26 protein-coding genes are annotated in these 20583 nt (G+C 66.9%); 6 read left to right on the top strand and 20 right to left on the bottom strand.

The features are described 5' to 3' along the window. Window positions 1-24: 24 nt before the first annotated feature. From rplI to KXZ72_RS09885, 8 genes are all read right to left on the bottom strand, one after another. Entirely contained in the window at window positions 25-477 is a 453-nt protein-coding gene (rplI, locus tag KXZ72_RS09920; protein ID WP_226080716.1) for a 50S ribosomal protein L9, read from the bottom strand. Window positions 478-487: 10 nt separating this feature from the next. Beyond that, the gene (gene rpsR / locus KXZ72_RS09915) at window positions 488-748 is read right to left on the bottom strand and encodes a 30S ribosomal protein S18 (RefSeq protein ID WP_226080715.1); all 261 of its coding nucleotides are present in this window, start codon (window positions 746-748) and stop codon (window positions 488-490) included. Between the two features lie 50 nt (window positions 749-798). Next, window positions 799-1320 (bottom strand): single-stranded DNA-binding protein, encoded by a 522-nt coding sequence (locus KXZ72_RS09910; RefSeq protein WP_226080712.1) that lies wholly within the window; start codon window positions 1318-1320, stop codon window positions 799-801. Window positions 1321-1325: 5 nt separating this feature from the next. Beyond that, complete coding sequence (gene rpsF, locus KXZ72_RS09905) at window positions 1326-1697, bottom strand: 30S ribosomal protein S6 (protein WP_404823684.1); 372 nt, start codon at window positions 1695-1697, stop codon at window positions 1326-1328. A gap of 254 nt (window positions 1698-1951) precedes the next feature. Continuing rightward, complete coding sequence (locus KXZ72_RS09900) at window positions 1952-3292, bottom strand: ABC transporter substrate-binding protein (protein ID WP_226080710.1); 1341 nt, start codon at window positions 3290-3292, stop codon at window positions 1952-1954. Between the two features lie 248 nt (window positions 3293-3540). Further along, window positions 3541-4971 carry a CCA tRNA nucleotidyltransferase gene (locus tag KXZ72_RS09895; protein WP_226080709.1) on the bottom strand — a complete coding sequence of 477 codons (1431 nt, stop codon included), beginning with the start codon at window positions 4969-4971 and terminating at the stop codon, window positions 3541-3543. Between the two features lie 48 nt (window positions 4972-5019). After that, window positions 5020-5307: a hypothetical protein gene (locus tag KXZ72_RS09890; RefSeq protein WP_226080704.1), complete on the bottom strand. Its 288-nt coding sequence runs from the start codon at window positions 5305-5307 to the stop codon at window positions 5020-5022. Beyond that, window positions 5307-6119, bottom strand: a complete 813-nt coding sequence (locus tag KXZ72_RS09885; protein ID WP_226080702.1) for a LysR family substrate-binding domain-containing protein — start codon at window positions 6117-6119, stop codon at window positions 5307-5309. The genes KXZ72_RS09890 and KXZ72_RS09885 overlap by 1 nt, the downstream gene beginning before the upstream one ends. Before the next feature lie 130 nt (window positions 6120-6249). Between KXZ72_RS09885 and KXZ72_RS09880 the strand changes: the two genes are divergently transcribed. Continuing rightward, window positions 6250-6633, top strand: coding sequence for a DUF5997 family protein (locus KXZ72_RS09880; RefSeq protein WP_404823683.1), 384 nt, complete (start codon window positions 6250-6252; stop codon window positions 6631-6633). Between the two features lie 89 nt (window positions 6634-6722). Here KXZ72_RS09880 and KXZ72_RS09875 read toward each other — a convergent pair whose 3' ends face one another. From KXZ72_RS09875 to KXZ72_RS09850, 6 genes are all read right to left on the bottom strand, one after another. Continuing rightward, window positions 6723-7073: a hypothetical protein gene (locus KXZ72_RS09875; RefSeq protein ID WP_226080698.1), complete on the bottom strand. Its 351-nt coding sequence runs from the start codon at window positions 7071-7073 to the stop codon at window positions 6723-6725. Continuing rightward, window positions 7073-8131 (bottom strand): serine hydrolase domain-containing protein, encoded by a 1059-nt coding sequence (locus KXZ72_RS09870; protein WP_226080696.1) that lies wholly within the window; start codon window positions 8129-8131, stop codon window positions 7073-7075. Before KXZ72_RS09870 ends, KXZ72_RS09875 begins: the two co-directional genes overlap by 1 nt. Next, window positions 8128-8658 (bottom strand): ArsR/SmtB family transcription factor, encoded by a 531-nt coding sequence (locus tag KXZ72_RS09865; RefSeq protein ID WP_226080695.1) that lies wholly within the window; start codon window positions 8656-8658, stop codon window positions 8128-8130. The genes KXZ72_RS09870 and KXZ72_RS09865 overlap by 4 nt, the downstream gene beginning before the upstream one ends. Before the next feature lie 48 nt (window positions 8659-8706). After that, on the bottom strand, window positions 8707-9114 hold the full coding sequence (locus KXZ72_RS09860) for a GNAT family N-acetyltransferase (RefSeq protein ID WP_226080694.1): 408 nt from the start codon (window positions 9112-9114) through the stop codon (window positions 8707-8709). Window positions 9115-9427: 313 nt separating this feature from the next. Next, window positions 9428-9814, bottom strand: a complete 387-nt coding sequence (locus KXZ72_RS09855) for a hypothetical protein (RefSeq protein ID WP_226080693.1) — start codon at window positions 9812-9814, stop codon at window positions 9428-9430. Window positions 9815-9829: 15 nt separating this feature from the next. Then, the gene (locus KXZ72_RS09850; protein ID WP_226080691.1) at window positions 9830-11104 is read right to left on the bottom strand and encodes a M18 family aminopeptidase; all 1275 of its coding nucleotides are present in this window, start codon (window positions 11102-11104) and stop codon (window positions 9830-9832) included. A 75-nt stretch (window positions 11105-11179) separates the two neighbouring features. Between KXZ72_RS09850 and KXZ72_RS09845 the strand changes: the two genes are divergently transcribed. Then, complete coding sequence (locus tag KXZ72_RS09845; protein ID WP_226080690.1) at window positions 11180-12505, top strand: MFS transporter; 1326 nt, start codon at window positions 11180-11182, stop codon at window positions 12503-12505. On the opposite strand, the gene KXZ72_RS09840 is transcribed toward KXZ72_RS09845, so the two are convergent. Then, the gene (locus tag KXZ72_RS09840; RefSeq protein ID WP_226080684.1) at window positions 12502-12696 is read right to left on the bottom strand and encodes a YbdD/YjiX family protein; all 195 of its coding nucleotides are present in this window, start codon (window positions 12694-12696) and stop codon (window positions 12502-12504) included. The genes KXZ72_RS09845 and KXZ72_RS09840 overlap by 4 nt on opposite strands. Further along, window positions 12696-14975, bottom strand: coding sequence for a carbon starvation CstA family protein (locus tag KXZ72_RS09835; RefSeq protein ID WP_226080682.1), 2280 nt, complete (start codon window positions 14973-14975; stop codon window positions 12696-12698). The genes KXZ72_RS09840 and KXZ72_RS09835 overlap by 1 nt, the downstream gene beginning before the upstream one ends. Window positions 14976-15107: 132 nt before the next feature. Between KXZ72_RS09835 and KXZ72_RS09830 the strand changes: the two genes are divergently transcribed. Continuing rightward, window positions 15108-16124 carry an adenosine deaminase gene (locus tag KXZ72_RS09830; protein ID WP_226080680.1) on the top strand — a complete coding sequence of 339 codons (1017 nt, stop codon included), beginning with the start codon at window positions 15108-15110 and terminating at the stop codon, window positions 16122-16124. 79 nt (window positions 16125-16203) lie between these two features. Then, a complete protein-coding gene (locus KXZ72_RS09825; protein WP_226080678.1) occupies window positions 16204-16611 on the top strand; it encodes a DUF2809 domain-containing protein in 408 nt (135 codons plus the stop codon). Here the strand turns inward: KXZ72_RS09825 and KXZ72_RS09820 are convergent. Genes KXZ72_RS09820 through KXZ72_RS09805 form a run of 4 tightly spaced genes read right to left on the bottom strand, consistent with a single transcriptional unit; the run spans window position 16577 to window position 18778 of the window. Further along, entirely contained in the window at window positions 16577-16996 is a 420-nt protein-coding gene (locus KXZ72_RS09820; RefSeq protein WP_226080676.1) for an META domain-containing protein, read from the bottom strand. The two genes, KXZ72_RS09825 and KXZ72_RS09820, sit on opposite strands and share 35 nt — an antisense overlap. 54 nt (window positions 16997-17050) lie before the next feature. Further along, window positions 17051-17539 (bottom strand): DUF2017 family protein, encoded by a 489-nt coding sequence (locus KXZ72_RS09815; protein WP_226080674.1) that lies wholly within the window; start codon window positions 17537-17539, stop codon window positions 17051-17053. Continuing rightward, window positions 17536-17826 carry an ATP-dependent Clp protease adapter ClpS gene (gene clpS, locus KXZ72_RS09810; RefSeq protein ID WP_226080672.1) on the bottom strand — a complete coding sequence of 97 codons (291 nt, stop codon included), beginning with the start codon at window positions 17824-17826 and terminating at the stop codon, window positions 17536-17538. Before clpS ends, KXZ72_RS09815 begins: the two co-directional genes overlap by 4 nt. Before the next feature lie 22 nt (window positions 17827-17848). Continuing rightward, window positions 17849-18778 (bottom strand): J domain-containing protein, encoded by a 930-nt coding sequence (locus KXZ72_RS09805; protein ID WP_226080670.1) that lies wholly within the window; start codon window positions 18776-18778, stop codon window positions 17849-17851. Window positions 18779-18955: 177 nt separating this feature from the next. On the opposite strand from KXZ72_RS09805, the gene KXZ72_RS09800 reads away from it, so the two are divergent. Both KXZ72_RS09800 and KXZ72_RS09795 read left to right on the top strand, forming a co-directional pair. Then, on the top strand, window positions 18956-19462 hold the full coding sequence (locus KXZ72_RS09800; RefSeq protein WP_226080669.1) for a MarR family winged helix-turn-helix transcriptional regulator: 507 nt from the start codon (window positions 18956-18958) through the stop codon (window positions 19460-19462). Next, the gene (locus tag KXZ72_RS09795) at window positions 19459-20565 is read left to right on the top strand and encodes an FAD-dependent oxidoreductase (protein WP_226080667.1); all 1107 of its coding nucleotides are present in this window, start codon (window positions 19459-19461) and stop codon (window positions 20563-20565) included. The genes KXZ72_RS09800 and KXZ72_RS09795 overlap by 4 nt, the downstream gene beginning before the upstream one ends. The last annotated feature ends 18 nt before the right edge of the window (window positions 20566-20583 follow it).

Genomic DNA, 20583 nt, shown 5'->3' with positions numbered 1-20583 from the left:
CGGCGCCGTTATACGCTCAGCGAATTACTTCGCTGCAACCACCTGAAGGGTGATCGTGGCGCTGATCTCGTCGTGCAGACGCACGAGAACCTTGTGGTCACCAACGGACTTAATCGCGTTGGGGATCTCAACCTTGCGCTTATCGATCTCACCGGCGCCGGCAGCCGAAACTGCGGCGGCGATGTCGGCGGTCTTGACGGAGCCGAAGAGGCGTCCTTCGCGACCGGCCTTAACCGAGAGCTTAACCTTGGACTTCTCCAGGTCGGCCTTCAGGGCCTGAGCTTCCTCAACGGTCGCCAGTGCACGAGCGGCACGGGCGGCCTTGATCTGCTCGACCTGCTTCTCGCCACCGCGAGACCAGACCACAGCAAAGCCCTTGGGTACGAGGTAGTTACGGGCGTAGCCGTTCTTTACCTCGATGACGTCGCCGGGGGTACCGAGACCGGTCACCTCGTGGGTCAGAATAACCTTAGACATTTGCTACTCCTTAGCGGCCGGAACCGGCGTAGGGGAGAAGCGCCATCTCGCGTGCGTTCTTAACGGCACGGGCGATGAGACGCTGCTCCTGGACGGAAACACCGGTGATGCGGCGGGCGCGGATCTTTCCACGCTCGGAGATGAACTTGCGCAGGGTAGGGACGTCCTTATAGTCAATGACGCCGACGCGGATAGCCTTCGCGGGAGCGACGACCTTTGCGCCCTTACCGCGGGCAGGCTTGCGGCCAGGGCCGCCAGACTTTCCAGCCATAATAATTCCTTTTTGTGCTACTTCCCACCGCGAGGCGGGAAGAAATTTTCTTAGAAGGGAGTGTCGTCCCCGTAGGAGCCCGGAGTGTTCCAGGCGTCCGCGGACGAGTTATTCGAAGGCGCATTATTCGACGGCGCGGCGCTAGCCCACGGCTCGTCCTGCACGGCACTCTGCTGCTGCTGGGGGCGACCCCCACCACCACCCGAGGACTGGGCACGGCTTACCTGAGCGGTGGCGTATCGCAGCGACGGACCGATCTCGTCGACCTCCAGCTCGATCGACGTGCGCTTTTCGCCTTCCTTCGTCTCATAGGAACGCTGCTTCAGGCGACCGGTCGCAACGACGCGGCTTCCCTTGGTCAGCGAACCGGCGACGTGCTCGGCGAACTCGCGCCAGACGGACGCGCGCATGAACAGCGCTTCGCCGTCCTTCCACTCGTTCGTCTGACGGTCGAAATTGCGCGGCGTCGATGCGATCGTGAAGTTGGCAACAGCCAGCCCGCCCTGCGTATAACGCAGTTCCGGGTCCGCGGTGAGGTTTCCCACTACCGTGATGATCGTTTCGCCAGCCATCGAATCTACTCTGCCTTTGCCTCGGCCGGAGCGGCCTTCGCGGGGGCCTTGGCGGCGCGGGCAGCCTTGGCGCTTGCACGCTCGGCTTCGGCGGCAACCTGAGCAATCGCTTCCTCGGCACGGAGTACCTTGGTGCGCATGACGGCCTCGGACAGCTTGAGCTGACGATCCAGCTCGGTGGTGGCCTCGGCGGTAGCGGTGAAGTCTACGACGGCGTAAATGCCCTCGGCCTTCTTGTTGATCTCGTAAGCCAGGCGACGGCGGCCCCAGATGTCAATCTTCTCGATGGTTCCACCATCGTTGCGGATGACATTCAGGAACTTGTCGAGGCTCGGTGCAACCGTGCGCTCGTCAATCTCCGGGTCGAGAATAACCATGAGTTCATACTGATGCGTCACTAACCCACCTCCTTCGGACTCGAACGGCCACAGACTTTCTGTGACAGGAGGGTAATAGCATCGGTGCCTAAATCGGGTTTCCAGAATGGAACCCAAGATGGACAACTTTCTTAGTGTAGTAGATTTTGCCCGGGCGCGCCGACATTCCCGGGAATCCGCACCCGCGGGCACACGCGTTAACGGCGCGGGGCCCGGGGGAAAATCCCCCGGGCCCCGCGCCATCCGCGTGAATATTAGCCGGCGAGGGCGGCGTTGCCCGCGTCCTGCGCCTTCTTCAGCCCGTCACGCACCTCGATCTGACCCGCGAAGATCTGATCAAAGATGGGCTTATAGGCCGCGGCGCCGGATTCAAACTTCGGGCCCGTGAACGCCGGGATGGTTTTATTGTCCTTGATCACGTCGAAGAAGGGATCCACGTCCACGTTCTCCTTCTTCCAGTAGTCGAAGAAGGACTTCTGGGCCTCGGTCACCGCGGGGATATGCGAGCCCTCGGCGCCGATGAAGGTGGCACCCTCGGTGGAACCAAACCAGGCCAGCAGCTTCTTAATCGCGGGCTGGGAGTCCTTATCGGCATTGGCATTTCCGGCCAGCGCCACACCGTTGGTGACCGAAACGCGGCCCTCGGGGCCGGCGGGGAGCATCGCCACGCCCCACTTAAACGCGGCACCCTCGGAAACATTCTTGAGGTTATACACCCCCGACTGGAACGTGGCCAGGCGACCCTCGAGGAACGCATCGCGCGCATAATCGCCGCTCGCATTGGTCTCGGCGGCCGGGGGAGCCACCTTCGAGGTATTAATCGCGTCCACGAGGTATTTCACCGACTCGGTGGTCTGGGCATTGGCGAAGTTAAAGTCATCGCCGTCCTGGAACGTGCCGCCATTGGAGCCGGTGAACGGAAGGATGATGGCCTGGCCGTCATTGGACAGGCTGGTTCCGTACTGCACGGGGGTGCCGTCAAAACCCTCGACGTCCACGGGCACACCCGCGGCATCACGCGTGAGCTTCTTGGCCAGCGGCAGATAGGTGTCCTTTTCCACATCGGGGGACCACGTGAGGTCGTTCAGTTCCTCGGGGTTTACCTCGGCGGCGGCCAGCAGATCGGCGTTATAGTACACGGCGATTCCGGCGTCATAGAGCTGCGGAACGGCCCAGAGCTTATCGTTGCGGGTGTACTGATCCACCACGCTCGGCTCCCACGCGTTTTTGGCATTTACACCCAGGGTGGTGCCGATATCCAGCAGGTTTCCGCTGTCCACATAGGCCGAATAGCTTGAGGCATTCACCATGAAGAGGTCATCGGCCTTTTTGGTGGCCACGTCCTGGCGCAGCTTGGTCCAGTAGTCGGTCCACGGGACGATATTAATGTCCACGTTAATCTCGGGGTTCTCGGCCTCAAACGCGGAGATCGACTTCTCATAGGATTTGGCGACGGTTTCGTCCCACATCCGGAGGGTCAGGGTGGTGCCGGAGGTATCGGAGGCTCCCGAGGACTCGGGGCTTCCGGCGCAGCCGGCGAGCGTCAGCGCGGAGGCGCCGAGGATCGCGGCGAGGGAGAGCAGCTTGCGGGTCATAGCGGGGAATAGTCCTTTAGGGTGGGTCAAAAATCTGTTGCGGGAGCGGGGGAAGGCAGAACGCTCCTGAGAAACTATTTCACTGACACCCGCGAGATTCAAGGTGGGCGACGCCCCACGATCACCCCCCGACGCATTACCGTGCACCGTTTGGGCCCGGGAACTCGCGGCCCCGGGGAGAAGACACCGCCCCAAAAGAATTTTCGGCGGGACCGGGAGAATTGTGCAAACTCCCGGGCGTTTCCCGGTTAGGCCGGGCGCGAGGCCCACCACTCGCGGAGGCGACGGGCGGCCTCCTCGGCGCCCAATGGCCCCTCGTCGAGGCGCAGCTCCAGCAGCCAGCGATAGGCCTCGCCGATCTCCCGGCCGGGGGCGATTCCGAGGATCTCCTGGATCTGGTTGCCGTCCAGATCCGGGCGCACCGCGTTCATCTCCTCCTGCTCCGCGAGCACCCGAATGCGCTCCTCCAGATCGTCATAGGCAAACGCCAGACGATCGGCCTTGCGCTTATTACGGGTGGTGACATCGGCGCGCGTGAGCATGTGCAGGCGCTCCAGCTGATCGCCCGCATCGCGCACATAGCGGCGCACCGCGGAATCGGCCCAGGCCGCCTCGGAATACCCAAAAAAGCGCATATGCAGTTCCACGAGGCGCGCGACGGCCTTGATGGTATCGCCGTCATAGCGCAGCTCGCGCAGGCGCTTCTTGGCCAGCTTGGAACCCACCAGATCGTGGTGGTAGAACGTCACGGTATTGCCCGGGCCCATTTTTCGGGTGGCGGGCTTGCCGATATCGTGCAGCAGCGCGGCCCAGCGCAGCACCAGATCGGGCTCGGCCCCCGGGTGCCGCTCGCGCTCATAGCTGATAGCCTGCTCCAGCACGGTGAGCGAGTGCTCGTATACGTCCTTATGGTGGTGGTGCTCATCGGCCTCGAGGCGCAGCGCGGGCAGCTCGGGCAGGACCCGATCGGCGAGGCCCGAGTCCACCAGCAGCTCGATTCCGGGGCGCGGATCATCCGAGCCCAGCAGTTTGCTCAGCTCGGCCTGCACGCGCTCGGCGGAGATATGATCGATGGTCTCCACGCGGTCGGCAAGCGCCGCGCGGGTATCCTCGTCCACGAGAAAACCCAGCTGGCTGGAGAAGCGCGCGGCGCGCATCATCCGCAGCGGGTCATCGCCGAAGCTCACGGCCGGATCGATCGGGGTGCGCAGGGTATGCGTCAGCAGGTCTTCCACGCCGCCCGTGGGGTCCTCGAGGGCCACCTCGGGCAGGCGCAGGGCCATCGCGTTTACCGTAAAATCGCGGCGGTTCAGGTCGCCCGCGAGGCTCTCGCCGAAGGCCACCACGGGCTTGCGGGTCAGGCCGTCATAGGTATCGGCGCGATACGTGGTGATCTCCACGATCTCGCCGCGCACGCGCGCGCCGATCGTGCCAAACTCGCGGCCGATATCCCACTGGGCATCGGAGATCGGGGTGACGATGCGCAGGATGTCATCGGGCCGGGCATTGGTGGTGAAATCCAGGTCGTTTACGGTGCGGCCCAGCATCGCATCCCGCACGGGACCGCCCACAAGCGCCAGCTCATACCCCGCATCCCGGAACGCGCTCGACAGGGTCGAGACGATCGGGGAGGCGGCGAGTTCTTCGAGCCGCACGAGGGCTTCAGCCATTCTCACCATGCGGGCAATTCTACTCGGTCGCCGGGAGCGCCCCGCGGCGGGACGGTGCTAGAGCGGAAGCCAGCGGCCCTTTTCCCGGCGCGTGATGATCGAGCGGGGGACCTCGGCGAGCGTGCGGGCGCGGGCCGCGGTATGGGTGGCCACCTCGATTGCGCGATCGGCATCCTCCGCGGTGAAGCGGATGACCAGCTGCGCGGTATAGGACACCACGCGCACCTCGCTGGCCTCCACCACGGCGCGTTCGGCCGCGGCGGCGGCCACCGCGGGCAGCAGCTCATCCGGGGCGATCCCGGGGTTCAGCTCGCCGATGCTCAGGGTCACCCGATACGAGGGCATTAGCGCCGCCCGCGCTTTTTGGCCGAGGGCTTGCGCGTGATGCGCTGATAGCTGCCGGTCTTTTTTTTCGGGGCGGGCTGCTGCACGCGCTTCTTCGCGGGCTTCTTCTCGGGCTCGGCCGGGGCGGCCCCGCGCGAGCTATTGGCCGTGCGTCCGCGCACCACGCCGATAAAGTCCTCCACCCGCGCGGCCAGCTCCTCGCTATCACCCTCGATGCGCCAGGCGATTGCGATGCGGGTGCGATCCACGTCGATCACCGGGCGATGCACCACGTCCTTGCGGGCGTGCAGGCGCGCGAGCGACTGCGGGATGATCACAAAGCCGATACCCGCGGCCACGAGTTCCACGGCGTCCTCCACGCGCTCGGGGGCGGGCAGATCCGGGCGGGTACCCGCGGTCATCTCCTCGCCCACGCGCTCCCAATCGGGCACCTCGGCGGGGTCCTGGATGAGGTGCAGGTGGGCGAGTTCCCCCAGCGCCAGCTCCTCTTTTGTGGCGAGCTCGTGGTCCTTGGGGAGCACCGCCATCGGCACCTCGCTATAGAGGGGGATCGCGTGCAGGTCATCACCGCGGTCGATCGGCATGCGCACAAAGCTGACATCCGCGAGGTCCTCGCGCAGCACCGAGACCTGTGTCTCGGCGCTGGTCATCTCGAAGCTTGTGCGGATCTTCGGATTGCGTTCCTTCCACGCGGTGCCCCATTTTCCGAGGGAAACACCGGGGATATAGGCGATGCGGAACTGCGCGGGAAGCTCGGCGGGCGTGTCTTCCTCGGGCCGCTCCGATGCGTTCTGGGTGCTGTCCGATGCCACGGTATCCTCCTAGCGGCGGGTCAGATTACCCGCGAGGGTATAAGCCTACGGCAGGGATCGCCGGGAATGATTGGGTCGATTCCGCCACGCCGGTTACGCTATGACCATGAGCGCGCAGCAGCAACAGACGATGAAACCCGCGACTGCGGCCAAGAAACTGGGTATTTACCTGCCGGCAACCCCGGAACAGTTCCAGGCCGAGCCGATCACCCGCGAGGCCTTCCTCGCCCTTCAGCAGACCCCTCCGGAGTGGCTCGTTGAGCTGCGCCTGAACGGCCCGCACCCCCGCGATGAGGTCGCGCGTAAGCTCGGCGTCTCGATCTCCGGTCTCGCCCGCGCCCAGATGGCCGATGAGGCCCTGACCACCGCGCAGATCAAGGAACTCCTGACCGACCCGCCGCAGTGGCTGGTGGTTGAGCGCGCCACCCAGGCCGAGGTGCGCGCCACCAACGCCCGCACCAATGAGCGCAATGAGGGTCGTCGCATCCTGCGCGAGGAGCAGGGACTCGAGTAGGGAAAACCCTCCCGCGGCCCCGGCCGCGCGCGTCGAGGGGCCCCGGACACCACACGGTGACCGGGGCCCCTTTGTGTATGCCGGAACGGCTAAAACACCAGTACCGCGGTGAGGGCGAGCAGGACCGCTGCATGCAGCGCCGCGGGGATCACGCTGCGGCCCCTGCCGCGGCCGGCGCGCAGCGTGGGCCAGGTCTCCCAGCGCCAGATCAGCGCGGTCACGGCGCCCGCTATGGGGAGGACCGCGAGGAACCACAGGCCGGGCCATACCTCGCCCCAGGACACGATCCGATGCGCGAGGAGCATCGCCACGGCCGCGTCCAGGATTCCGAGGATCACATCTACGCGGGATGGCGAGACGGGAACCCCGCGCCGCATCCGCGTGCCGTTCAGGGCAAGGGCGGCAAAAAACACCGCGAGGAGTAAACCGATCCAGGCCACTAGGGGGCCTCCCCCAACAGGGCGATCCCGACGTCATCCACCGGATTGGCTGCGGAGGACAGGATGATCACCGCGCGACCGGCGGAGCGATCCAGGGCGATAAAACTGGAATAGCCACCTGTACCTCCGTTATGCCAGGTGATGTTCTCGGGGGTGATAAACCAGCCGAGACCGATGTGCCCACCCTCGCCGGCCTCCGCGCGCGGTTCAAGCGCCTCGATTCCGGGGGCCGTGCCGTCCAGAAGCGCCCGGGTAAACCCGGTCATCTCCGTGGCCGTGGCCCGGAGGCCTCCGGCCGGCGCATAGGCGTGCATCGTCCACGGGGCCGCGGCGCGTCCCGCCGCGGTGACCCCGGTGGGCGCGTGTGCGGGGAGACGGGCCGGGGTGAGGGGGAGCGCGTTTGCGGTCATGCCCAGGGGTTCCAATACGCGCGCGGTCAGCAGGGAACGGTAGTCGGTATCCGCGGCGGCCGCGAGCCCCTGCCCCAGCAGGGCCACCCCAAAATTGGAATAGCTCACGGTACCCGCGTCGCTCAGCTTGGCGGCGCGGGCCTGCTCGATCAGCTCGGGCACCTCCCAGTGATAGGGATCGGACGCGCGATACTGCGACAGGATCGCCGACAGGATCACGCCCGGGGTCGCGGGCAGACGCGGCAGGCCGGACGTATGCATCGCGAGGCTTTCGAGCGTGATCCGGGACGCGGGGGAATCCCCCAGGTCAAGCAGCTCACCAAGCCGGGTATCCGCGCGCACCTCTCCTCGCCGGATCGCCTCGGCCAGCAGGGCGGCCGTAAGGGTTTTGGTGATCGATCCGATCTCAAACGCGGTCTCGCGGTCGGCTCCAAATTCGGCACTGCGGGTGGCCTCCCCCTCGATCACCGTCACGGAGACGGTGTTATCCACGCCGCCGCGCGCGGCCAGGAGGTCGCGGGTGCGTTGGATCAGGGCGGCATCACCCGTGGCCTCCGCGGCGAGTCGCGGGGGAGAGGGAAGCGTGCAGATTCCCAGCAGGATCACCAGGGCCCCGGCCAGCGCGGCGAGAATCGCGCGGGACCTCATGCTCCCCTCCGCACGGCCGCGAGGATCGCCAAGAGCGGCACCACGCGCTCGGGAGGAATGCCAAATTGGCCGCGACCGGCGGCCAGGAGCCAGCCCCCGGCCACGAGCTGGTTGAGGTGGTGATAAAGCTGTCCGGTCGTGCCCAGCCGCGCATCCTCGGCGAGGTCACCCACGTGCGTCACCCCACCCAGAATTGCATGCAGGAGCGAGAGGCGCAGCGGGTGAGCGAGTGCGCTCAGCACGGGGGCGGCCGCCGACCACTCGGCCTCCAGCAGGCTCTCCACGGGCACCCCCATCTGCCACTCCACGGGCCCCGCGGGGGTGCTCACGGCACCCGCATAGGCCACCACCCCGGGCGCGGCATGGCGCGCCTTCAACCCCTCCAATATCCAGAAGGGATCGGGGTCCGCGGCCTCCCGGGTGGCGGGGGGCGGAACGGTTTCGAGCGCGCCGATTCGGGCACTCAGCGACGCTAGTTCCGCGCCGAGCGCCCGCACCCGTTCCGAAAGATCCTCAACGTTATCCATAATTCCAGTATTACGAATAACTGGAATTAAGTCGAGGATCCCCGTGGATTAGCGGCGGCCGGGGCGCACCATCGACGTGCGCGTGGGCTCGGCAAAACCAAATTTCTCGTAGAGTCCGTGCGCGCTGGAGGTGAAGAGGGTCCAGCGGAAATCCGCGCCGGGGCCCTCATCGATCATCGTGGCCACCAGGCGCTCGCCCAGCCCGTTGCCGCGGTGTTCGGGCAGCACATATACATCGGCCAGATAGGCGTCGTTCACGCCGTCCGAGAGCGCGCGGGCAAAGCCCACCTGGCTCCCGTCCTCGGCGTATACGCCCACCACGCGCCATGCGCCGCGGATCTGTTTTTCCACATCCGCGCGCGAGCGCCAGCGGTGCCAGGGGGCCTGGGTGGAGAGGAATTCCCAGATGGCCGAGAGGTCGAGGCGATCGGGATCGGAATCAAACACATAGTTCACGATTTATTCTCGCACCCCGGCGGGTAACCGCGGGGTGAATAGTGCGGGAAGGGCGGATGATCCCGACGCGATCGCCATACTCGGCGCGCTCACCCCCGCGAAAAACCGGTGCGTCGGCCCGGGCGATATAGCCCCTCCATTGAGCCCCTCAGGAGCCCCTCTCCGAACGAAGCGGCTCCCCCGGAAGCAGATTGCTCATCGCTCAAGAACGAGAAATTGCGCGAGGGGTGCCCTCCGGACTCAATCGGTTGGTCCCCGGGTGCATCCAGGCAGGGACAAACCGGGGCACCGGCCACGGGCGCCGCCGGGCGCGCTAGGGGCGGGTGATGCTGACGCGATCGCCAAACTCCGCCACCGCGAGCCCGTGCCGGGCCGCGAGCCGCCGGAATAGATCGCGCGCCTCCTGCGCCACGGAGAATCCAAACGCGGCATACACCACGTGCCGGCCCACCGAATAATCGGTGAGCCGGTCCTCGAGACCCTCATCCGCGTCCAGCGCATCATCATCCGGGGAATCCGGGCCGTTCAGCGGGGGAAAGCGCGCGATGAGCTCGCGATAAAACGCACCCAGCGCGGGCACACATACGTCCGGATTATCGTAGCTATGCGGCTCGGCCCATTCCGCCTGATCGTCAAACCACACAGGGAAATGGGCGTCGTCCGTGGCCTCCGGATCAAACGCGAGGATGTTATCGCTCATGACTGGATGATACGCCTAGGCCCCCGCATAAAAGGCACCGATGGCCGAAGACAGCGCAATCGGATCGTTCACGTGGCAAAGCTCGCGCGCCGAGTGCATCGACAGCAGCGGGATGCCCACATCCACCGTGCGGATACCCAGCCGGGTGGCGGTGAGCGGGCCAATCGTGGAGCCACAGGGCACGGTGTTATTGGACACAAAGTCCTGATAGTCCACGCCCGCGGCGCGGCATGCGGCGGAGAACAGCGCGGCACCGTGGGCATCGGTGGCATAGCGCTGATTGGCGTTGATCTTCAGCAGCGGGCCCGAGCCGGCCAGCGGCCGGTTTTTGGAATCGTGGCGCTCCCCATAATTGGGGTGCACCGAGTGCCCGGCATCGGCCGAGAGGCACCAGGAGCGGGCCAGCGCGCGGGCCACATCCTCCGCGTTGGAGCCCAGGCCGTCATAGATGCGGTTAATCACATCGGCCAGGAACGGACCCGAGGCACCCGAGCGGGTCTCCGAGCCCAGCTCCTCGTGATCAAACGCGGCCAGCATCACGATCTCGGTGGGGTCCTGCGGCAGGTCGATCAGCGCGCGCAGCGCGGCATAGACCGAGGAGAGGTTATCCATTCGTCCCGCGGCAAAGAGCTCCCGGTCCCGGCCAAAGCGGCGCGGCTCCTGGGTATCGGCGGTCAGGATGTCATAGCCGGCCACGTCCTCCGCGGCCACACCCGCGAGGCCCGCGAGGTGTCCCAGCACATCGGCCTGCGCGAGGTCGCCCACGCCATAAACGGGCTGAGTATGGCGCTGGCGGTCAAGCGTCAGCCCCGAGTTGGCCTCGCGGTCGAGGTGAATCGCCAGCTGGGGGATGCGCAGATACGGGCCCGTGCGCACAAGATGCTCGCTACCATCGCGCAGCACGAGGCGGCCGGCGAGCTCAATCTCGCGGTCCAGCCAGGAGTTCAGCAGCGGCCCACCATAAACCTCCACGCCGGCCTGAAGCCATCCGTCCGAGCCCGTGGTGGGGGAGGGCTTGAGCTTAAAACCGGGGGAGTCGGTATGCGCGCCGAGCACCCGCACCGGGGTTGTTACGCCCGCGGATTCCGGGCGCACCCAGGCGATGATCGCGCCATCGCGCACCACCAGATAGCGGCCGGCGGCGGTGGGCCAGGCGGCATCCTCGGCGAGCGCGGTGAAGCCCGCGTCCTCGGTGAGCAGGCGCGCGGCCTCGGCCGCCGCGTGATACGAGGAGGGGGAGGCGGCGATAAACGCGCCGAAGCCTTCGAAGAAACTATCGGTATTCTGCATACCCCCATCCAATCACTCCCCACGCCGCTCCGCATCCACAGGGAATAACAACGCGCCGTGCCTACCCTGTGTCGCATGAGCGCACTTCCCACCCCACGGCACTCGGTGGCCGGCAACGTCCTGCGCGGCAGCCTCGGTAACCTCATCGAGTGGTACGACTTCTATACGTTCACGATCTTCGCCACCTATTTTGGTGCGGCCTTCTTCCGGGCCGATGCCGAGCTGGATCGTCGGCTGGATGCCTTTGCCATCTTTGCGCTCGCCTTTGTGCTCCGGCCGGTGGGCAGCTGGCTCTTTGGCCGCCTGGCCGATCGCCGCGGCCGGCGCATCTCGCTCACGCTGAGTATTCTGCTGATGGCGGGCGGCTCGCTCCTGATCACGCTGACCCCCGGGCACGAGGTGATCGGCTTCTGGTCGGTGATTCTGCTCCTGCTCGCCCGGCTCCTGCAGGGGCTTTCCGTGGGGGGCGAATACGGCACCAGCTCCACCTATCTCTCCGAGATCGCCCCTCCCGGCCGGCGCGGATTTTTTTCCAGCTTCCAATACGCCACGCTGATCGGCGGGCAGCTCGCGGCGCTGATCGTGCAGATCCTCCTGCAAACCCTGCTCAGCGAGGAGCAGCTCGCCGCCTGGGGGTGGCGCGTGGCGTTTGGCATCGGGGCGCTCGGGGCGCTGATTGTGCTCTGGCTGCGCCGCGGAATGGACGAAACGCTGCCCGCGGGTCAGCGCGAGCTCTCGCGCGCGGGCGGCGGCGAACCCGCGCCGGGCTCGCTGCGGCTGCTTGCGCGATACTGGCGTCCGGCACTGATCGTTTTTGGGCTTACCTGCGGGGGAAGCCTCGCGTTTTATACGTTCACCACCTATACCAAGGCGGCACTGGATGGCGCGGGCCTGATTGCCCGCCCCACGGTGTCACTCATCATGTTTCTCGCCCTGACGCTGTGCCTGGTCCTGCAACCGCTCTTCGGCTGGCTCTCGGACCGGATCGGGCGCACCCCCCTGCTGGTCTTTTTTGGCGTGGGTGGCATCCTCGGCACCTGGCCGATCCTCTCCACGCTGGCGCGCACGGATAGCCCCGCGCTGGCCTTCTGCATGCTGGCCGCGGCGATGGTCATCATCTCGGGCTATACGTCCGTGAATGCCATCGTGAAGGCCGAGCTCTTCCCCGCCTCGGTGCGCGCGCTCGGCGTGGGCCTGAGCTATGGCATCGCGAATGCCCTCTTTGGCGGCACGGCCACCTATGTGGGCACCACCTTTGAGAAATGGGGCCACCCCTGGGGCTTCTCCGCCTATGTCATCGTGATCATCGCGGCGAGCCTGATCGTGGTGGTGTGCGCCCTCCCGCATCGCGCCCCGAATCACCTGGATCCGGGGCACAACGCGGGCGGCACGCGCGCCTAGCAGCAGCGCCCCTCGGGGCTCGCCCCCTGTTCGGCATAGCGCGCCCGCCAGAACTCGCGCTCGCTGGGCACCGGCCGATCGGGGTGGGTGCGCCGCAGATGCGCCACATAACCCGCATAGGCGGTGTCGCCCATCATCGAGGTGAGATACCAGCGCACCGCCGCATAGGCGCGCCCGAGCGCGGCGAGCATCAGTGCCCCCCGGGCCCGCGCCGCAGCTCGGGACGGGCATCCCACTGCTTCTGCACGGCCTTCTCCGCGGGCGTGGACAGGAAGCCCGCGCTCGCGAAGATCCGCGAGGGTGTGGCCGGGTCCTCGGTATTGGGTCCGCCCCCGCGCAGGAGCGCCTGAGCGGTGGTGCGCAGGGCCGCGATGATCACGATCAGCGAGAGCACCACAAATACGATCGACAGGGTGCCCTGCACCAGCGTATTGCGCACCACCGCCTCCATCGCCTCCACGCTGCGGGCGGCCCCGAGCTCGGTCTGGCCCGCGTCAAGCGCCTCCCGATAGGCGAAGTGTTGCGCCCAATAGCCCACCGCGGGCACGGGGGAGAAGATCTTATACATCGACGCGGTCACGGTGACCACGGTGGCAAACGCGAGCGGCACCGCGACGATCCACAGCCAGCGTCCCACCCGGGCCCGGGCCGCGATGGCCAGGCAGATGGCCAGCGCGATGGCCGCCAGCAGCTGATTGGAGATTCCAAACAGCGGGAAGAACGTGTTGATTCCGCCGAGTGGATCGGTGACCCCGAGGATCAGGATCGCCCCCCACGCTGCCACCATCACGGCCGTGCAGAGCCAGGCCCCGAGCCGCCAGCCGGTGTCCTTAAACTTCGGGAAGATATTGCCGAGGCTGTCCTGCAGCATAAAGCGGGCCACGCGGGTTCCGGCATCCACGGCGGTGAGGATAAACAGCGCCTCAAACATGATCGCGAAGTGATACCAGAACGCCATCATCTCCTTGCCGCCGATCAGGTTTTGCATGATGTGGGCCAGGCCCACCGCGAGCGTGGGCGCACCACCCGTGCGCGAGACGATGGACTCCTCGCCCACATCCTTCGCGGTCTGCAACAGCATGTCCGGGGTGAGGTTCACGCCGGTCAGGCCGAGGGAGTTCACAAATGCCACCGCGCCCTCCACCGTGCCGCCGGTCATTCCCGAGGCCGAGTTCATCGCAAAATAGATTCCGCGGTCGATCGAGATCGCGGCCACGAGGGCCATGATCGCCACGAAGGATTCCATCAGCATTCCGCCGTAACCGATCAGGCGGGTTTGCCGCTCCTTCTCGATCAGTTTGGGGGTGGTGCCCGAGGCGATCAGCGCATGGAAACCCGAGAGCGCACCACAGGCGATGGTCACAAATAGGAACGGGAACAGCGGCCCGCTAAAGACGGGACCGGTCTGGCCCCCGGCGAACTCGCTGATCGCGGGCACGGTGATCTCGGGGCGCACGATCACGATCGCCCCGGCGAGCATCACGATCACGCCGATCTTCATAAACGTGGACAGGTAGTCGCGCGGCGCGAGCAGGAGCCAAACCGGGAGCACCGCGGCCACAAAGCCGTAGATGATGATCGCCCAGGCAATCGTGACCCGGTCCAGGTGGAAGACAGCCTGGCCCCAGTCGGTGCCGGCAACATAGCCGCCGCCGATGATCGCGGCCATCAGCAGGATAAAACCAATGATCGAGACCTCGGTGATTTTTCCCGGCCGCAGATAGCGCAGATAGAGGCCCATAAACAGGGCGATCGGGATGGTCATTGCCACACTGAACACGCCCCACGGGCTCTCGCCCAGGGCGTTTACCACCACGAGTGCGAGGATCGCCACGATGATCACCATGATCAGCAGCGTCGCGATCAGGGCCGCGGTGCCCCCGATCACGCCAAACTCATCACGCGCCATCTGGCCCAGCGAGCGGCCCCCGCGGCGCATCGAGAAGAACAGCACCAGATAGTCCTGCACGGCACCTGCCAGCACCACACCCACGATGATCCAGATGGTGCCCGGCAGATAGCCCATCTGCGCGGCGAGGATCGGGCCCACGAGGGGGCCGGCGCCGGCGATGGCCGCGAAGTGGTGCCCAAAAAGCACCCGGCGGTCGGTGGGAACAAAATCCTTCCCATCGGCCAGATACTCCGCGGGGGTGGCCCGCACGTCATTGGGTTTGGTGATGAATTTTTCAATCACCTTCGAATAAAAGCGATATCCGATCAGATAGGTACATACGGCGGCAAATACAAACCAGATGGCGTTTACACTCTCGCCGCGCACCAGGGCCAGCATCACCCAGGCGATACCCCCGAGCAGCGCGATGGCCGCCCAGATGATGACCTTCAGCGGCGTCCAGGACCGCTCCTGTTTCTCCAGGACCTCCGGATCCACCGCGACCGGCGGCAGTGTTGGATCCTGCACCGGCGGCGATGTGTTTCTCCCCCGAGTATTATTTTTGGCGTCATTGCTCATGGCTTCTCTTCCCCCATTGTCAGAGTCTTGCCTTATCGCCCCGAAACTAGCAGGAGGTGATCCCGCACTTCAAGGCGGCCGACCGACGCGGGCGGATAGGCTGGGGGCCTCCCGTCAGAAAGAGCCCCACCCGTGTTTTTCTCCCCCGCTCCCGCGCAGCCGCTTCCCCTCGCCGAACTGCATATGCATATCGAGGGCTCCCTGGAGCCGGAGATGCTGCTGCGCCTCGCGCGCCGCAATGCCGTCTCGCTGCCCACCGAGGACCTGGAAACGCTGCGCGGCCGCTATAAATTTGACGATCTACAGTCGTTTTTGAATCTCTATTATGAGTCGATGCGGGTGCTGCGCACCGAGCGGGACTATACCGAGCTGGCCGATGCCTATCTGGAGCGCGCGGCGCGGGCCGGGGTGGTGCGCGCGGAAATCTTCTTTGACCCGCAGACCCACCTGGAAAACGGCATTCCCCTGGACGTGGTGTTTAACGGCCTCTCGGCGAGCCTGGACTCCGCGCGCGAACGCTTCGGCGTCTCGGCGGATCTGATCCTCTGCGTGGAGCGGCACCGCGGACCCGAGGCCGCCGAGCGCGTGCTGCGCGAGGCGCTGGAGTTCCGGGATCGGTTTATCGGCCTGGGCATGGACTCCGCCGAGGTGGGGTATCCGCCCGCGCCGTTTAAGCCCGTCTACGATATTGCCCGCGCCGAGGGCCTGCACCTCGTGGCGCATGCCGGCGAGGAGGCCGGGCCCGACTATATTTGGCAGGCGCTGGATGTGCTCGGGGTGGAGCGGATCGACCACGGGGTGCGCGCGCTGGAGGATCCGGCGCTCGTGGATAGGCTTGTGGCCGAGCAGATCCCGCTCACGGTATGCCCGCTGTCCAATGTGAGCCTGAAGGTCTTCCGCGAGCTGGGCCATCACACGCTACCGGAGATGATCGGCCGCGGCCTGATGGTGACGATCAACAGCGATGACCCGGCCTATTTTGGCGGCTATCTGGACGATAATTTTGCGGCGCTGCGCGGCGAACTCGGGATCGACGAGGAGACCGTGGCCCGGCTCGCGGAGAATTCGATCCGGGCCTCGTTTGCCCCCGAGGCCGAGAAGGCGGGCTGGCTCGCGCAGATCGCGGCGGCGCGCGGGGCGGATGCCTAGGCCCGCGCGGGGGAGTGGCCCCGGGAAGGATCCGGGGCAGGAACCGGGGCAGGAACCGGGGCGGGCCCGGGGAATAGATGTGCGGTGGCGGGCCCTCACCCTTGCCGGGGCCCTGCTGCTCCTGATTCCGGTGGGCCTGCTTGCGAGCCGCGGGATCCCCGGCGCCACGGGCGATATTCTCGGCGATGTGCTCTATGCGGTTGCGGTCTATCTGGGCCTCGCGCTGCTGCTGCTCGCCTCCCGGCGGGGCCGGGCGCGTGTGGCGCCGTGGGCCCTCGGTGCCGCGGCCCTGCTTCTGTGCGCCGGGATCGAGGCGTTCCAGGCCACGGGCATTCCCGCGCGGCTGGGGGAGTCCTGGAGCGGCTGGCACTATCTGCTGGGCAGCACGTTTGCGTGGCGCGATCTCGCGGCCTATGCCCTCGGCGCGCTCGGCGCCGCGGCGCTGGATCGCGCTAGCGGTCGATTCCGGGGCTCCAGCGCAGGCTGATCCCGTCCTCACCCGTCAGCACCAGCTCCTCGCCCTCGCGGGCAGCGGCGTTGACGCCGTTCAGGGCGCGCTCAAACCGCTCGTCAAAACTCATTCGATCGGGGTTGCACCCCACCTCGGTGCGGCCACCGCCGGACAGGATGCGGGTGCGGGTCAGGTCGCCCGTGACGGTATTACACGCCATCGTGCTGCGCACCTGATCATCGGCCACCTCGAGGGTGACATCGGAATTAAAATCGGCGGGCAGCGCACCCGCGGAATCCTGCGCGGAGACCAGGGTCCACTCGCCGTCCACCGCCGCGGCATCCACCGGGGCGGGCGCGCATCCGCTCAGAATTAGCGCGAGTGTTCCCGCGGCCAGCAAGCCCCACCACCTGTTTCCCATGGGAAGAGCCTACTGCCTGAGACCACGACCCGCGCCGGGGCGGCGCACACCGACCTATCCGCGAGGAAGCGTTCCCGCGTCCTCATCGTGTGCGATCAGGGCCAGCACCACACACTCCTGCAGATAGCCGAGCCAGTCATAAAGCGGCTCCAGCTCATTCTCGGCATCGGGCTCGGGATTCTGTGCCGAAATATTCAGGCGCTCGGCCAAAACCTGGCGCAGATCGGCGAGCGCGCGCATGACCCGCTCGGCCTCGATCCGGTCCAGGCGCGGCGGCGCGGTCTCGGCATCGCCCACGGCCCGCGCCAGCACGCGCGCACCCTCGCTCTTCTCGGAGAGCAGATCGTGCCGGGTGAGCCGGCGAAACTCAGTGGAGGCCTCGGCATCGCCCGGATAGGCATCGGGGAAGAGGCGCTCGCGCACCGGATCGTCCTGCTCGCCCAGCACGGTGTCCAGCTGCTGCGCGAGCGAGGCCAAAAGCACCCGCTCATCGGCGGTGAGCTCCAGCTCAAACCCGCCCTCGCGGCGATTCACCCCGGTCATAGCGATTCCCCCTCGCGGCGAATCGTGGCCCACAGCCCATAGCCGTGCATGGCCTGCACGTGGCGCTCCGCGGTTTCCCGGCCGCCGCTGGCCACCACCGCGCGGCCCTCGTGATGCACCGCGAGCATCAGCGCCTCGGCCTCGGCCGCGGAATAGCCAAAATAGCTGCGGAACACAAAGCTGACATAGGACATCAGGTTCACCGGGTCGTCCCATACCACCACCTGCCACGGGAGGTCCGCGGCGAGCGAGAGGTCAAGATCGGGTTGTTCCAGGAGCTGCGTCACCTCTCCAGGATAGGCACGGCGACTACAGGAAGCGAATACTTGACTGCAACGCGCTGCGCAATTCAAAAACATCGCTCAGGCTGCCGCGATCCAGGCCCGGGATTCCGTTGCGCAGCACGTGCGCGAGCATCGAGCGGCGCAGGATCAGCGTGGACGCGTGCCGGCCGCGGCCCAGCGCCATCACGGGCTCCTCCAGCGCATCATCGGGCACCACGATTAGCTGGCCCGTGAACTTCACGCGGCTGGCCCGAGCAAACGCGCGGGCCGAACGGGTCAGGCGGCGCACGGGCTGCTCCAGCGGGCCGATATTATCGCCGATTAATTCGCCACGCTTGAGCCGAACCGGGCAGCCCCAGTCCTCCGAGGCCACGGCAAAGAGACCCGCGGGGCCAAGCACAATATGGTCCAGTCCGCCCTCGTTCCCGGCCACCACCTCGCTCCACAGGGTGAAGCCCATGCCGAGGTCGGCCACGCCGCGGGCCACCGATTCCTCGGCGAGCGCCTTGGCCAGGCAGCGCCGGATCTCGGGCGGGGCCGAGCGCACCAGCGCCGGGGCATAGGGATCGGGGATCTCCACGCCGCGGCCCACCCACTCGCGCAGCAGGGTCAGATAGCGTTCCCGGGCGCGCCCGCCGGGGTGGCCGTGCACGCGGGCCTTGGGGCGCGAATCGCGCTGCGGCTGACGGCCGGCGCCCCCCGTGGACCACGCGGTTGCCGGCTCCTCACCCGGGACGGAGGAGAGGCTGCCGCGGTCATAGGCGGAGCGCGCCTCCGCGGTACCCACGCGCTCCCAGGCCAGCTGCACCTCGCGGAAGGCCACGGCGCTGCCGCCGGTATCGGGATGGGTCTGCCGGGCCGCGCGACGATACGCGCGACGCAGCTCCTCCTCGGTCACGGAGGCGGCCACGCCCAGGACCTCATAGGGGGTCCGATCGGCGGGGCTGGCGGCCATGGGGCTCCTTCGAGGGCTTAAGAATTGCCGGTCGCGAATACGCGACGCCCCTCCATTGTTATAGATCGTGGCGGCCCCCGGGTAATCCGGGGACCCAATTTCGCTCATGGAGTAGTGTGCGGCGAAATCCGCGGCCCTCGATAGAGTGGAGAAGCGGCACGGATAATAAGGAGACATATGTCGGAGACCCCCTGGCTGGACGAGCGGGAAATGCGCGCCTGGCTGCGCCTGATCGCCGTGGTCCAGCTCCTTCCCGGCGCCCTCGAGGGCGAGCTGCAGCAGGACGCCCAGCTCACCCATTTTGAATATTTCACGCTCGCGATCCTGTCCGAGGCCCCCGAGCGCACGCTGCGGATGACAGCGCTGGCCGATTCCACCAATGCCACGCTGCCGCGGCTCTCGCACGTGATCCGCCGGCTGGAGGATCGCGGCCTCGTGCGGCGCGGCCCGTGCCCCACCGATGGCCGCGCCACCAATGCCCACCTCACCGAGGCCGGCTGGGACGTGGTGGTCGCCGCGGCCCCCGGGCACGTGGCCACCGTGCGCCGACACGTTTTTGACGTACTCACGCCCGAACAGGTGGGCCAGCTTGATGCGATCGGCACCAGCATCCTGCGCACGCTGGACCCCGAGAACCGGCTCTCGGCGCTCGATGACGTGCGCGATCAGCCGCTCCCGCGGTGACCACCCTCCCGCGGCCCACGGAGGTCGTGATCATCGGCGGCGGCCAGGCCGGGCTCTCGGCCGCCTATTATCTGCGTGAGCGCGGGCTGCGCAATTTTATGATCCTGGATCGGGGGCCGCTCCCGGGCGGCGCCTGGCAGCATCGCCGGCGCGCGCTGCGCCTGGATCTCACCCACCGGGTCAACGATTTACCGGGCCTGAACACGCTCGGGCTGAGCTTCCGCACCGCACCCGGCGATCGGCCCGCGCGCGAGATCGTCTCCGAGTACTACGGCCGCTATGAACGGGATTATGACCTGCCCGTGCGCCGCCCCGTGGAGGTCACCGCGGTCGCGCCCGGTCCCGGGGAACGGCTGCTGGTGCACACCCGCAACGCGGTCACCGGGCAGGCCACCGAAAGCTATCTGGCCCGCGCCGTGGTGAATGCCTCGGGCACGTGGGAGCGCCCCTATCGCCCCGCGATTCCCGGGGCCGAGACCTTTGCCGGCCGCCAGTATTCCACGCCACAGATCGGCGAGCTGGAGCGCTTCGCGGGGCGGCGCGTGATCGTGGTTGGCGGCGGAACCAGCGCGCAGGAGTTTATCCTCGGCCTCGAACCGCTCGCCTCCCGGGTGTCCTGGGCCACGCGTTCACCCGTGCACTTTATTCCCGCCGCGGATCTGAGTGCGGAGCTCGGCCGGGCGGCGGTGGCCGATCAGGACCGGGCCGCGCGCGCGGGCCTGGTGCTGCCCAGCATCGTCAGTGGAACCGGTGTGCCCCTGACCCCGGAGCGCGCGGCGGCGCGCGAGCGCGGGATCCTCGTGGAGCGCCCGATGTTCCGGGAGATCACCCCCACGGGCGTGATCTGGGACGATGGCGAGGCACAGGAGGCCGATGACATCATCTGGGCCACCGGTTTTCGCGCGGAGATCGAGCACCTCGCGGGCACCGGAATCCTCGAGCCCGGGGGCGGAATCCGGGTGGAAAACGGGGTCGCGGCGCGCGATCCGCGGATATTCCTCGCGGGCTACGGGCCGCAGGCCAGCACGATCGGCGCGGCGATGAGCGGCCGGGCCACGGCACGCTCGGTCCTGGCGCTGCTCGAACGCCCCGCAAAAACTTAGGGTTCTGGACCGGGAGCG

Source organism: Mycetocola spongiae, from assembly GCF_020424085.1.
GTDB classification, from domain to species: Bacteria; Actinomycetota; Actinomycetes; order Actinomycetales; family Microbacteriaceae; genus Mycetocola; species Mycetocola spongiae.
The sequence above is the reverse complement of the archived record's forward strand: the minus strand, read 5'-3'. Positions and strand labels throughout refer to the sequence as shown.